Origin of the sequence: Streptomyces sp. NPDC088732, assembly GCF_044751205.1 — a bacterium.
GTDB lineage: Bacteria > Actinomycetota > Actinomycetes > Streptomycetales > Streptomycetaceae > Actinacidiphila.
Map to the genome: position 1 here is coordinate 213,764 of NZ_JBIVLI010000015.1, position 12,431 is coordinate 226,194.

The window sequence follows — 12,431 nt, forward strand, 5'->3', positions numbered from 1 at the left end:
ACCTTCGCGAAAGGACGGTCGGGAAGGCAGACCGCCCGGCGGCGCAGAACTCATCGGTGGGGGTGCGGGATCTGCCCGGGGCCGCGATCGCCCGGCGCGCACGCCCCCGCCGACCGCCGGCCCGGCACCCGCCCGTCGGCATCGGGGTGAGCGACGGGGGCGCGCCGACGTGCTCAACGGCCTTCGCCGACGCGCCTGTTGACCGCTACGCCGGTGCGGACAGGCCCGCCAGCCGGGCCAGCCGGCGGTGGGAGTCCAGCAGGGCGCCGCGGTCGTAACCGGCCGTGCTGACCAGGATCTCGTCCGCCCCCGTGCGTGCGACCAGCCCGGCCAGCGCCGCCCCGGCCTCGGCCTCCGTGCCATGGATGCCGCCGCTCAGCGACTCCTCGAAGTGGTCGCGCTCGCGCGCCGTCATGGGGCCCGCGAGGATCTCCTCCGGCGGCCCCAGCGGCGGGAACTCCCCATGGGTACGCGCGTACGCGGCCGACCAGGCCTCGGAGACCAGCAGCCGGCGCGCCGCCTCGGTGGTCGCCGCGACCGCGACCGGGGCGGAGACCACCACGTACGGCCGCGCCCCCCACGCCGAGGGCGCGAACTCGGCGCGGTACCGGTCGATCGCCGCCCGCATCCGCTCCTCGTCGCGGCCCGCGATCACCAGCGGCAGCCCGAAGGCCGCGGCCTGCGCCGCCCCCGAGCCCGTGGCGAGCACGAACGCCGGTACGCGCAGGCCCTCCGGCGGGCGGGCGTGCACGGCCGTGCCGCCGCCCGGGGTGCCCGTGAAGTAGCCCAGCAGTTCGGTCAGCAGTCCCGCGAAGTCGTCCGCCGCGCCCGCGTCCCGGCCCAGTGCCCTGCGCACGCCGTCGGTGAAGCCCACCGAGCGGCCCAGGCCCATGTCGATCCGCCCGGGGAACAGCGATTCCAGCACCCCGAACTGCTCGGCCACCACCAGTGGCGGGTGGTTGGGGAGCATCACCCCGCCGGTGCCCACCCTGATCCGGGACGTCGCCCCCGCGACGGCCCCGGCCAGCACGGCGGGCGCGGAACCCGCGATGCCCGGCACCCCGTGGTGCTCGGAGACCCAGAAGCGGTGGTAGCCCAGCTCCTCGGCCCGCTGCGCCAGCCACACGGTGTCGCGCAGCGCCTGCGCGGGCTCCTGCCCCCTGCGCACCGGGGACCGGTCGAGGAGCGAGAGCCGGAAGGACGGTGGAAGCGCAGGTGAGGGCACGGGTGGCAGCGGTGAGGTCACGTTTCCTTCAACGCCCCCCGCGGCCCCGGATTCCCGCGCTCTAAGATCTTGGTGAGGCACGCGGGTGCTGCCCTGCCGGGGTAGCCTCGGGGAAGACCAGCGGGGACGGCCGGAGGCTGCGATGACGGAAGCCGCGCGCGCGACAGAGCGGGCCGGTGGGCTGACGCTAGGGGAGCCGGCGGGGCGGTGGGTGCTCGTCGCCGTCGTCCTCGGGTCGGGCATGACGTTTCTCGACGGCACGGTCGTCAACGTCGCGCTCCCGACCATCGGCCGCGACCTCGGCGCCACCCTGGCGGGGCTCCAGTGGACCGTCAACGCCTACACCCTCACCCTGGCCGCGCTGATCCTGCTCGGCGGCGCCCTCGGGGACCGCTTCGGCCGGCGCAAGATCTTCATGATCGGCACGGTGTGGTTCGCGCTCGCCTCCCTGATGTGCGGCCTGGCGCCCGACATCCATGTGCTGATCGCCGCCCGCGCCCTCCAGGGCATCGGCGGCGCGCTGCTGACACCGGGATCGCTCGCGCTGATCCAGTCGTCCTTCGCCTCGGACGACCGGGCCCGCGCGATCGGCGTGTGGTCGGGGCTCGGCGGCATCGCGGGGGCGCTCGGACCGCTGCTGGGCGGCTGGCTGGTGGACTCCGTCAGCTGGCGCTGGGTCTTCTTCATCAACCTGCCGATGGCGGCGCTCGTGCTCGCGGTGTCGTCCCGGCACGTCCCGGAGAGCCGGGACGAGTCCGCCACCGGCGGCTTCGACGTGGCGGGTGCCGTGCTCGGCGCCGTGGGGCTCGCCGGCATCACGTACGCGCTGATCGACGCGGGCGGCCATCAGGCGACCCCCGTAGCGGTCGCGGTCTCGGGCTTCCTGGGCCTGGCGGCGCTGGCCGGTTTCGTGTGGACCGAGCGGCGCAGCAGCCATCCGATGCTGCCGCCGGGCCTCTTCGCCAACCGCCAGTTCACGGCCGCGAACCTGGTGACGTTCGCCGTGTACGCCGCGCTCGGCGGTGTCTTCTTCTTCCTGGTGCTGGAGTTGCAGACCGAGGCCCGGTTCTCCCCGCTCGCCTCGGGTTCGGCGCTGCTGCCGGTCACGATCATCATGCTGGCGCTGTCCGAGCGCTCCGGACGGCTGGCCGAGCGGATCGGCCCGCGCATCCCCATGACGGTCGGCCCCGCGGTCTCCGCCGTGGGACTGCTGCTGATGCTGCGCATCGGCGCCGACACCTCGTACGTGGCCGACGTCCTGCCGGCGGTGTGCGTCTTCGGGCTCGGCCTCGCCTGCACGGTGGCCCCGCTGACCGCGACCGTCCTCGGCGCGGCCGACGTGCGGCACGCGGGTACGGCCTCCGGTGTGAACAACGCCGTCGCCCGCGCGGCCGGCCTGCTGTCCGTGGCGGCGCTGCCGCTGCTGGTGGGGCTGTCCGGTGACGAGTACGAGATTCCGGCCGCCTTCGGGAGCGGTTTCCGGCGCGCCGTCCTGATCTGCGCCGGGCTGCTCGTGGCGGGATCCGTGCTGGCGTGGACGTTCATCCGCTCGGACGTGCTGAAGGAGAGCCCGCAGGAGCCGGACTCGGCCCCCAAGGACCTGCCGCCCCTCCACCACCACTGCGCGATCGTGGCCCCGCCGCTCCAGTGCGACGCGAAGGGCCCGCACGACACGGCGTGCGGGCCCGCCGCAGCGGGCCCGCCGTCGTCGCCGCCGAATTCCCGCGGGGACTCCTGACCGGTCAGTACTCCTCGGTGCCCCGCACCAGGTGCATCGCGGCCTCCTCGGCGGAGGCGGCGGCGCCGTCGACACCGATGTCGTACGCGACCATGCCCTCGGTCTCGTAGTGCGCGCCCTCGTCGGGGGCGACCAGCCGGCCCGCGCGCGGCCCGCCGACCTCGTCGTCGATCAGCTCGCCGTCGGTGTCCCACGTGTCGCCTATGCCGTCACCGGTGGGGAACGGCAGGTCCGGAAGCTCCTCGGCCAGCCGCTCGTCCAGCGTCTCCCCCCGCAGGCGGCCCTCCGCGGTGGTGGCCGCCTTGTTCACCGCCCAGGGCCGCTCCGGCGGTGAGTAGCCCTCGTCGAGCACCTGGTCGACGCCGTGGTAGTCCAGCGTGTCCTCGGGCTCCAGCAATCCGGCGTCGTCCTGCACCTCGGACCCGTCCGGCTGGTAGACCTCGTCACCCATGTCGTTGTCGCTCATGTCCGTCTCCTCGCTCACGCGCCGCCACCACCGACGTCGGCGCGCCGCTCTGCGGGCCGCATGCCCCCTCTGCCTCCCAGACTCTTCCGTTCGGACGCCGGACGCCACCCGAAAGCGGTAAAAAGCCCGGTCGCGGAGGTGTTCCCGATCCATTCACCCGGCGGACCGGTGCCCGCCGCCGCCAACCCCTGGCACCCCGCGCGGTCCGGCGGCACCCTTGCCTGCGATCACACGTACCTGACGTCGAGTCGACAAGGACCGGTGGGATGACGGGCATCACGGGTATCAGTCGCCGGAAGTTCGTGGCCCTGTCGGCGGGGGCCGCCGCGGGGGCCACCGTCACGCAGGCGGGCGGCGCCGCCGCGGCGCCGCAGCAGCGGACGGCGGCGGCCGCCGCCGGGACCATCGCCGATGTACGGCACGTGGTCGTGCTGATGCAGGAGAACCGCAGCTTCGACCACTACTTCGGGACGCTCAAGGGTGTGCGCGGCTTCGGCGACCGGGCCACGATCACCCTGTCCGGCGGCCAGTCGGTCTTCAACCAGCCGAACGGCACCGGACGCCAGTACCCGTGGCGGCTCAGCGCCACACCCGCCGCCGGCGGCGTCGACTCCGAGACGCTCGCCCAGTGCAACGGCGACCTGCCGCACAGCTGGTCCTCCCAGCACGCGGCGTGGAACAAGGGCGCCCTGGACTCCTGGGTGTCCGGTGTCGGCAATGTGCGCTCCCTGGGCCACATGACCCGGGCCGACATCCCCTTCCACTACGCCCTCGCGGACGCCTACACCATCTGCGACGCCTACTACTCCTCCACCCTGAGCGCGACCGGCCCCAACCGGACGTACCTGTGGAGCGGGAAGGTCGACTCCTCCAGCCACGACGGCGGCGACGAGTCGGGCCTGACCTGGCAGACGTACGCCGAGGCCCTGCAGAACGCCGGGGTGAGCTGGCGGGTCTACCAGAACGTGAACGACAACTACGGCGACAACGGCCTGGCGTACTTCAAGCAGTTCACCCAGGCCGCCGCCGGCACCCCGCTGCACGACCGCGGTATGGGCTCCGTCCCGCGGGTGACCGGTTCGACCCCGGACGACATCGTCGCCGCCATCAAGGCCGACGTACTGGCCGGCACCCTGCCCCAGGTCTCGTGGATCGTCCCCAACCAGGCCTTCTCCGAGCACCCCTACGCCCCGCCCGGGGACGGCGCGCACTTCGTGCACCAGGTGCTGCAGGCCCTGAGCGCCGACCCCGCGGTCTTCGACTCGACCGTGCTCTTCCTCAACTACGACGAGAACGACGGCTACTTCGACCACGTCCCGCCGCCGTCACCGCCGGCCGGCACCGCGGGGGAGTTCCTGAGCGGCACGCCGTACGGGCTGGGCTTCCGCGTCCCGATGATCGTCGTCTCGCCCTGGACCCGGGGCGGCTGGGTGTCCTCCGAGGTGTACGACCACACCTCCGTCATCCGCTTCATGGAGCGCTGGACCGCCGCCCTCGGCACGCCCGCCGCTTGCCCCAACATCAGCGACTGGCGCCGCAAGGTCACCGGCGACCTGACCCGCTGCTTCGACTTCACCGCGCCGGTGAGCGGCCTGCCCGCCCTGCCCGCGACGTCCGTCATCGGCATCAGCACCTGCGCGCCGCTGCCCAACCCCAAGCCCACCACCAACGCGCTGCCCGCCCAGGAGGCGGGCACCCGGCCCGCCCGCGCGCTGCCGTACCAGCCGAACGGTTACCTGGACCGGCTCGAGTTCGGCAGCGGCGGCACGATCCTCGCCTGGATCGCCATGAGCAACCAGGGGTCCCAGGCCACCGGCGCCGCGCACTTCTCCATCCACCCCAACGCCTACCGCAGCCGTGTGCCGTGGCAGTACACGATCGACGCGGGCGGCACCGGCAGCGACTACTTCAACATCGGCTCCGGCTACGGCGACGGCAAGTACGACCTGACCCTTGTCGGCCCCAACCGCTTCCTGCGGCGCTTCACCGGCGACGCCAAGGCCACGGGCAAGGCCTGCGAGGTCGTCCCCTCGTACGCGGCGGCGCCCGACACGGGCAAGCAGGCGGTCTGGTTCCGCATGACCAACACCTCGGCCGCGGCCGTCACCTTCACCATCAAGGCGAACCAGTACCGCACCGACGGTCCCTGGACCTACACCGTGCCCGCCGGCGGCAGCACCGACGACTGGTTCAACGCCGTCGCGTACTCCTCCGGCTGGTACGACTTCACGGTCACCGTCGGCTCCGACGCGTCCTGGTCGCGGCGCTTCACCGGCCACCTGGAGACCGGCGCGGTGAGCGTCACCGGCTGACCCGCTCCCTCAGGCCTCCTCGTGGATGCCGATCACCTTGCGCAGCGCGTCGCGCGCCTCGTGCGAGCTGCCGCCCTGCTCCAGCAGGGCGGCGGCGATCGCGTCCAGTTTGGTCTGGAGGGCGTGCTCCGCGCGGCGCTCGGAGTTCTTCAGCAGCGCCAGCAGGAGCAGAGTGACGGCCGTCATCACGTCCGCGGTGAACAACTGCCAGTTCAGCGGCACCCCGAGGACGTGCACGACGACGAAGGCGGTCACCATGGCGACGCACAGCCCGTAGAAGGCGGGGGAGGCCGTGAAGTTCGAGGCCGACTCGGCCAGGTGCTCGAAGCGGCCGCCGCGGCCGCGCTCGTCGGTCCGTTCCACCGGGTGCTGAAAGGTCATGCCGTCCTCCTCGGGCGTCGGTTGCGGCACCGCCGCGTCCTCCCCCTGCTGCCCCGGACGGCCGGGCCCACCCCCTGCCGGCGGCCGCCACCGCCGGCGGGGGGTGCCTGAGCGGTCAGCAGATCCGGGGGAGTTGCTCGCCCAGCGGCAGGTCGACAACCCTCGTGCCGCCGAGCCCGGTGCGCGCGACGACCATGCCCGCGTGGTCCTCGACGCACTCGCCGATCACGGCGGCGCGCGCCCCCAGCGGGTGCGCGCGCAGGGCCGCCAGCACCCCGTCCGCGTGGGCCCGGGGGACGAAGGCGACGAGCTTGCCCTCGTTGGCCGCGTACATCGGGTCCAGGCCGAGTACCGCGCACGCGTTGGCGACGGGGGAGGGCACGGGCACCGCCCGCTCCTCGATGACAACGCCGACCCCGGAGGCGGCCGCGATCTCGTTGAGCGCCGCGGCGAGCCCGCCCCGGGTGGGGTCGCGCAGCACGTGGAGATCGGTCGTCACCGCGAGCATCGCCTCCACGAGGCCGTTCAGCGGGGCGCAGTCGCTCTCGATCTCGACGTCGAACTCCAGCCCCTCGCGCACGCTCATGACCGCGACGCCGTGCGCCCCGATCTCCCCGCTGACGATGACGACATCACCGGGCTCCGCGCGCTGCGGCCGGATGTCGACACCCTCGGGGACGAGCCCGATGCCCGCGGTGTTGATGTAGATCCCGTCGCCGTGGCCGGACTCGACGACCTTGGTGTCCCCGGTGACGATCTCGACCCCCGCCGCGCGGGCGGCCGCGCCGATCGCCTCGGCGACACGGGCGACCAGGGGCATCTCCACGCCCTCCTCCAGGATGAACCCGCAGGACAGGAAGGCCGGCCGGGCGCCGCTCATCGCGAGGTCGTTGACCGTGCCGTTGACGGCCAGGTCACCGATGCTGCCGCCGGGGAAGAACAGCGGGCGCACCACGTACGAGTCCGTGGAGAACGCCAGCCGCGCGCCGCCGAGCGGCACCACCGCCGAGTCGGCGAGCTGGGCCAGCACCGTCCCGCCGAAGGCCGGGGCGAAGACGTGCCGGACGAGCTCGGCGGAGAGCGTCCCGCCACCGCCGTGCCCCATCACCACCCGCGGCTGGTCGCGCAGCGGCGCGGGACAGGTCCAGCCGGAGAAGTCCGGCGCGGCCAGGGTGTCAGCGATCTCAGCCAACGGGGCTCGCCTCCAGGGGTGCGCTGGTGCCGCCGAGCCGGCGGTAGAGGTAGTAGGCGGCACAGGCCCCCTCGCTGGAGACCATCGTGGCGCCCAGCGGGTTGCGGGGGGTGCAGGCGGTGCCGAACGCCTCGCACTGGTGCGGCTTGATCAGGCCCTGCAACACCTCGCCGCTGCGGCAGGCGGCCGGCTCCCGGGTGGTGATGCCGGTGACCTCGAAGCGGTGCTCCGCGTCGAACTCCCGGTAGCGCGGGGAGAGCCGCCAGCCGCTGTCCGGGATGACGCCGATGCCGCGCCAGGCGCGGTCGGTGACCTCGAAGACGTCCGCGAGCATCGCCTTGGCCGCCGCGTTGCCCTCCGGGCGGACCGCTCGCGGATAGGCGTTCTCGACGGAGTGCTCGCCGCGCTCCAGTTGGCGCACGGTGCGGCGCACGCCCTCCAGGATGTCCAGCGGTTCGAAGCCGGTGACGACGATCGGCACGCCGAAGCCGTCCGCGAGCTCCGGGTACTCCTCCGTGCCCATCACACTGCACACGTGACCGGCGGCCAGGAACGCCTGCACCCGCACCTGCGGCGACCGCATGATCGCCTCAATCGCCGGAGGCACCCGGACGTGGGAGACCAGCAGGCTGAAGTTGCGGATGCCGAGCCTGCGGGCCTGGTGGACCGTCATGGCGTTGGGCGGTGCGGTGGTCTCGAAGCCGATGCCGAAGAACACCACCTGGCGGTCGGGGTTCTCCCGGGCGACGCGCAGCGCGTCGAGCGGGGAGTAGACCACGCGCACGTCGCCGCCCTCGCTGCGCACCCGGAACAGGTCGCGGCCGGTGCCGGGCACGCGCAGCATGTCGCCGAACGAGCAGAAGATCACCCCGGGCCGGGAGGCGATCTCCAGGGCCTTGTCGATGACCTCCAGAGGCGTCACGCAGACCGGGCAGCCGGGGCCGTGGATGAGCTCGATCCCCTCGGGCAGCAACTGGTCGATACCGTGCCGGATGATGGTGTGGGTCTGGCCGCCGCACACTTCCATCAGCGCCCAGGGCCGGGTCACCGTCGCGCGGATGTCGTCCAGCAGCCGCCGGGCCAGGTCCGGGTCCTGGAACTCCTCGATGTACTTCACCGGTCGGCCTCCGCCGCCGGGGTGCCGGCCGGGGCGGTTCCCGCCTCGGCCGCCGCCTGCTGCCAGGGGTCGCCGAACTCCTCCTCCAGCAGGCCCAGGTTCCCGAAGAGGGCGAGCGTCTGCTGCGCCGACTCCTCGTCCAGGCGCTGTAGCGCGAAGCCGACGTGGACGATGGCGTACTCGCCGACCTGGAGGTCGGGCAGGTACTCCAGGCACACGTCCTTGATCACGCCGCCGAAGTCGACGGTCGCCATCCTGGTCCCGTCACGTTCCTCGATCTCCAGCACCTTGCCGGGTACCGCCAGGCACATCAGCTGTCTCCTCGCTCTGGGTGGGGGTCCGCAGGCCGTCGCCGCGGGCCGCGGCGACGAGTTGGCCGAGCGCCAGGCCGCCGTCGTTGGGCGGCACGAGGCGGTGGAGCAGGACCTCGAAGCCGTCCGCGCGCAGCGCCTCCGCGCAGGCGGCGGACAGCAGCGCGTTGGCGAAGACGCCGCCGCTCAGGGCGACCGTCCCGGTGCCGTCGCGGTTCCGTACGGCGGAGCACACCCGGCGTACGAGGTCGGCCACCGCCCGGTGGAAGCGGCCCGCGACGACGCCCGCCGGCACACCGCGGCGCAGGTCCGCGACGACGGCCGCGAGCACCGGGCCGGGGTCGCAGGCGGTGGCGCCGTCCACGCCGCCGCCCTCGCGCAGTGCGAACGCGTAGCCGTTCCGCGGCAGTTCGCCCGCGGCCACCGCGGCGGCCTCGAGTTCCACGGCGGCCTGCGCCTCGTACCCGGCCTCCTGGCACACCCCGGCCAGCGCGGAGACGGCGTCGAAGAGCCGGCCCATGCTCGACGTGGGCACGCAGTGCAAGCCGTGGTCCAACTGCGTGGCCAGGACCCGCAGTTCCTGCTGCGGGCAGGCCGCCACGCACGGCAGCCCGGGATCCCAGGACAGCCCCGCCGCCCGCAGGTGCGCCAGTGCCATCCGGTAGGGCCGCCGTACCGCGGCGTCCCCGCCCGGCAGCGGCACGTAGGCGAGGTGGGCCGCGCGCCGGAAGCCGTCGTAGTCGGCGAGCAGGAACTCCCCGCCCCAGACGGCGCCGTCGTCGCCGTGGCCGGTGCCGTCGAAGGCGACGCCGAGCACCGGCGCGGTCCCGTCGAGCCCTGCCTCGGCCATCGCCGCCGCGACGTGCGCGTGGTGGTGCTGCACCTGCCGCAGCGGGCGGTCGCCGGCCGCGCGTCGTGCCCAGCCCACCGACCGGTAGCCCGGGTGCCGGTCGGCGGCCAGCAGGACCGGCCGCACCCCGGTGATGGACTCCAACTGCCGCTCAGCGGCGGCGAAAGCGCTCAGCGTCGCCAGGTCGTCCATGTCCCCGACGTGCGCCGACATCCAGGCGTGCCGTCCCTCGCCCACACAGAAGGTGTTCTTCAGGTCGCCGCCGACGGCGAGCGCCGGTTCCACGGACACCGGCAGCGGCACGGGGAAGGGTGCGTAGCCCCGCGAGCGCCGCACGGGCAGTTCGCCGCCGTCGCAGATCCGCACCACCGAGTCGTCGCAGGGCACATGGATCGGCCGGTCGTGCGTCAGCCACGCGTCGGCGAGCCCGGCCAGCCGCAGCAGGGCCTCCTCGTCGTCGGTGACGATCGGTTCGCCGCCCAGATTGCCGCTCGTCATCACCAGCAGCCGGGGGCCCGGCGGGTCCCCGGGCAGTCCCAGCAGCAGATGGTGCACCGGGGTGTACGGCAGCATGACACCGAGGTCGGCGACGCGCGGGGCGACGCCCGGCGCCACCCCCACCGCGTCCGGCCGCCGCCGCAGCAGCACGATGGGCCGCCGCGCCCCGGTGAGCAACTCCCGCTCCGCGGCGTCGACATGGGCCAGTCCCGTCACGTCCGCGAGGTCCCGGGCCATCAGGGCGAACGGCTTGTCGCCCCGGTTCTTGCGCTGCCGCAGCAGCCGCACGCCCGTGTCGTCGCCCGCGTCGCACGCCAGGTGGTAGCCGCCGAGCCCCTTCACGGCGACGATCGCGCCGTCCGCGAGCAGCCGCCGCGCGCCCCCGAGCGGATCCGTCGCCGCCGCCTCCACCGTGCCGTGCCCGCGCCGCACCAGCAGCCGCAGCCGCGGCCCGCAGTCGTGGCAGGAGACCGGCTGCGCGTGAAAGCGCCGGTCGCCCGGGTCCTCGTACTCGGCCCGGCAGGCCCCGCACATCGGGAACCGGGCCATCGTGGTGCCGGCCCGGTCGTAGGGCAGCCCGGTCACGATCGTGAACCGCGGCCCGCAGTGCGTGCACGTGATGAACGGGTGGCGGAAGCGGCGGTCGCCGCGGTCCCGCAGCTCCGCCAGGCACGCCCCGCACGTCGCGGTGTCGGGGGGGACCAGCGTCCGCGCGGCGCCCTCGCCCGCCCGCGAGGCGGCGATGGCGAAGCCCGAGCCGCCGGTGAGCGGCACCACGGCGTGCGAGACGGACTCGACGACCGCAAGTGGCGGGGCGTCGGTGCCGATCCGCAGGCAGAAGGCCGCGACGGCGGCGGGGGCGCCCTCGACCTCCGCGACGACACCCTCCCCGGTGTTGCCGACATGCCCCGACAGATTGAGCTCCCGCGCCAGCCCGAACACGAACGGCCGGAAGCCGACCCCCTGCACCACGCCCCGCACCAGCACCCTGCGGCGCTGCACCGGGGCGTCGGCCGCCGGGGCCGGCTGGCCTGCCATCAGTGCGCGTGACCGACGGCCGTACGCGTCATCACCGGCCGGTGGACCGCGGCCCCGGCACGCACCGCGAGCGCCCGCTCCAGCAGCAGGCCCACGCCCTCGCCGCCGCGCACCGAGGTGCGGACCACCTCGACACCCGGGTTCACCTGGGCCACGTTGGCCAGGAACGCCTGCTCGTCGAAGTCCACGGCCGCCGCGATGTCGTACTTGGTGATCACGACCAGCTGCGCCAGCCCGAAGGCGCTGGGGTACTTCAGCGGCTTGTCCTCGCCCTCGGTGACCGACGCGAGGACCACACGCAGCGACTCGCCGAGATCGTAGGACGCCGGGCACACCAGGTTGCCGACGTTCTCCACGAACAGCAGATGGGTGTCGTCGGGCAGCCACGCCTCGACGTGCGAGCGCACCATCCCGGACTCCAGGTGGCACAGCCCGTCGGTCAGCACCTGCCGCACCGGCGCGCCCGAACGGCCCAGCCGCACCGCGTCGTTCTCGGTGGCCAGGTCGGCGGTGAGCGCGGCGACCGGCACGCCGCGCCGGCATGCCAGCGCCAGTTCCGCCTCCAGCAGCGCGGTCTTGCCGCTGCCGGGGCTGGACAGGAGGTTCACCATCACGGTCCCGCGCCCGGCCAGCTCCTCCCGCAGGTGCTGGGCGCCGTGCTCGTTCCTGGCGAGCACGGCCTGCTGCAGGTCGGTGACTTTGCACATGGCGGTCAGCGCTCCTTCGCGAGTGGTGCGGAGGGTGGTTCAGGTGAGAGGGGGCCGGCCCACCGCACCTCGGTGATGCGCAGTTCGCGGCCGGACAGCAGTTCCGACGCGCCCGCGCCGCAGCGCGGGCAGCCCAGCCGAGGGGGCAGCCCGGTCGGCCACTCGTGGTCGCAGGGCTCGCACCGGGCCCGGCCCGGCACGGTCTCGGTCAACAGCGCCGAGCCCTCCAGGACGGTGCCGGAGCACGCGAGGTCGAAGCAGAAGGACAGGGAGTCGGGCAGTACACCGGCGAGTTCACCCACCTGGAGCCGGACCTCCCGCACGCCCGGCGGGGCGGTGCCGCCGGCCGCCAGGCGGGCGGCGGCCTCCTCGACCTGCTCCACCACCGCCATCGCGATGGACATCTCGTGCATCGGCCTCTTCTCCGGTGTGGGGTGCCGGCCGGGCCCCCGGCTGCCGCGCCGATCCATTACAGGCCGGTCGTGGGGGGGCCCCCGCCCCCCCCCCCCCCCGCCCCGCGGGGGGGGCCCCGGCGGCCGCACCAGGGCCGGGGGTGGCTGGAGCGCGTCACGGCGGGCGGGGCGCGCGCCCTGGGG

At 74.2% G+C, this 12,431-nt stretch carries 11 protein-coding genes; 2 read left to right on the forward strand and 9 right to left on the reverse strand.

Annotated elements, in window-relative coordinates; translation table 11 throughout:
• Nucleotides 1-205: 205 nt before the first annotated feature.
• On the reverse strand, nucleotides 206-1,246 hold the full coding sequence (locus tag ACIP9H_RS25480) for an MsnO8 family LLM class oxidoreductase (RefSeq protein WP_401961020.1): 1,041 nt from the start codon (nucleotides 1,244-1,246) through the stop codon (nucleotides 206-208).
• 121 nt (nucleotides 1,247-1,367) lie between these two features.
• Here ACIP9H_RS25480 and ACIP9H_RS25485 point away from each other — a divergent pair, with 121 nt between their 5' ends.
• Nucleotides 1,368-2,963, forward strand: coding sequence for an MFS transporter (locus ACIP9H_RS25485; RefSeq protein WP_401961023.1), 1,596 nt, complete (start codon nucleotides 1,368-1,370; stop codon nucleotides 2,961-2,963).
• Nucleotides 2,964-2,967: 4 nt separating this feature from the next.
• Here ACIP9H_RS25485 and ACIP9H_RS25490 read toward each other — a convergent pair whose 3' ends face one another.
• On the reverse strand, nucleotides 2,968-3,429 hold the full coding sequence (locus tag ACIP9H_RS25490) for a DUF5709 domain-containing protein (protein WP_360909492.1): 462 nt from the start codon (nucleotides 3,427-3,429) through the stop codon (nucleotides 2,968-2,970).
• 266 nt (nucleotides 3,430-3,695) lie between these two features.
• On the opposite strand from ACIP9H_RS25490, the gene ACIP9H_RS25495 reads away from it, so the two are divergent.
• On the forward strand, nucleotides 3,696-5,741 hold the full coding sequence (locus ACIP9H_RS25495; RefSeq protein ID WP_401961026.1) for a phosphocholine-specific phospholipase C: 2,046 nt from the start codon (nucleotides 3,696-3,698) through the stop codon (nucleotides 5,739-5,741).
• Nucleotides 5,742-5,750: 9 nt separating this feature from the next.
• Here the strand turns inward: ACIP9H_RS25495 and ACIP9H_RS25500 are convergent, their stop codons facing one another.
• The 7 genes from ACIP9H_RS25500 to ACIP9H_RS25530 form a co-directional block, all read right to left on the reverse strand.
• Nucleotides 5,751-6,122: a low affinity iron permease family protein gene (locus tag ACIP9H_RS25500; protein ID WP_401961028.1), complete on the reverse strand. Its 372-nt coding sequence runs from the start codon at nucleotides 6,120-6,122 to the stop codon at nucleotides 5,751-5,753.
• A gap of 115 nt (nucleotides 6,123-6,237) precedes the next feature.
• On the reverse strand, nucleotides 6,238-7,305 hold the full coding sequence (gene hypE / locus ACIP9H_RS25505) for a hydrogenase expression/formation protein HypE (protein WP_401590138.1): 1,068 nt from the start codon (nucleotides 7,303-7,305) through the stop codon (nucleotides 6,238-6,240).
• Nucleotide 7,306: 1 nt separating this feature from the next.
• A complete protein-coding gene (hypD, locus tag ACIP9H_RS25510; protein WP_401589521.1) occupies nucleotides 7,307-8,431 on the reverse strand; it encodes a hydrogenase formation protein HypD in 1,125 nt (374 codons plus the stop codon).
• The gene (locus ACIP9H_RS25515) at nucleotides 8,428-8,742 is read right to left on the reverse strand and encodes a HypC/HybG/HupF family hydrogenase formation chaperone (protein WP_401589518.1); all 315 of its coding nucleotides are present in this window, start codon (nucleotides 8,740-8,742) and stop codon (nucleotides 8,428-8,430) included. The genes hypD and ACIP9H_RS25515 overlap by 4 nt, the downstream gene beginning before the upstream one ends.
• Nucleotides 8,696-11,128 carry a carbamoyltransferase HypF gene (gene hypF, locus ACIP9H_RS25520; RefSeq protein WP_401961031.1) on the reverse strand — a complete coding sequence of 811 codons (2,433 nt, stop codon included), beginning with the start codon at nucleotides 11,126-11,128 and terminating at the stop codon, nucleotides 8,696-8,698. Before hypF ends, ACIP9H_RS25515 begins: the two co-directional genes overlap by 47 nt.
• Entirely contained in the window at nucleotides 11,128-11,835 is a 708-nt protein-coding gene (gene hypB, locus ACIP9H_RS25525) for a hydrogenase nickel incorporation protein HypB (RefSeq protein ID WP_401589514.1), read from the reverse strand. Before hypB ends, hypF begins: the two co-directional genes overlap by 1 nt.
• 5 nt (nucleotides 11,836-11,840) lie before the next feature.
• The gene (locus ACIP9H_RS25530; RefSeq protein WP_401961034.1) at nucleotides 11,841-12,248 is read right to left on the reverse strand and encodes a hydrogenase maturation nickel metallochaperone HypA; all 408 of its coding nucleotides are present in this window, start codon (nucleotides 12,246-12,248) and stop codon (nucleotides 11,841-11,843) included.
• Nucleotides 12,249-12,431 lie beyond the last annotated feature (183 nt).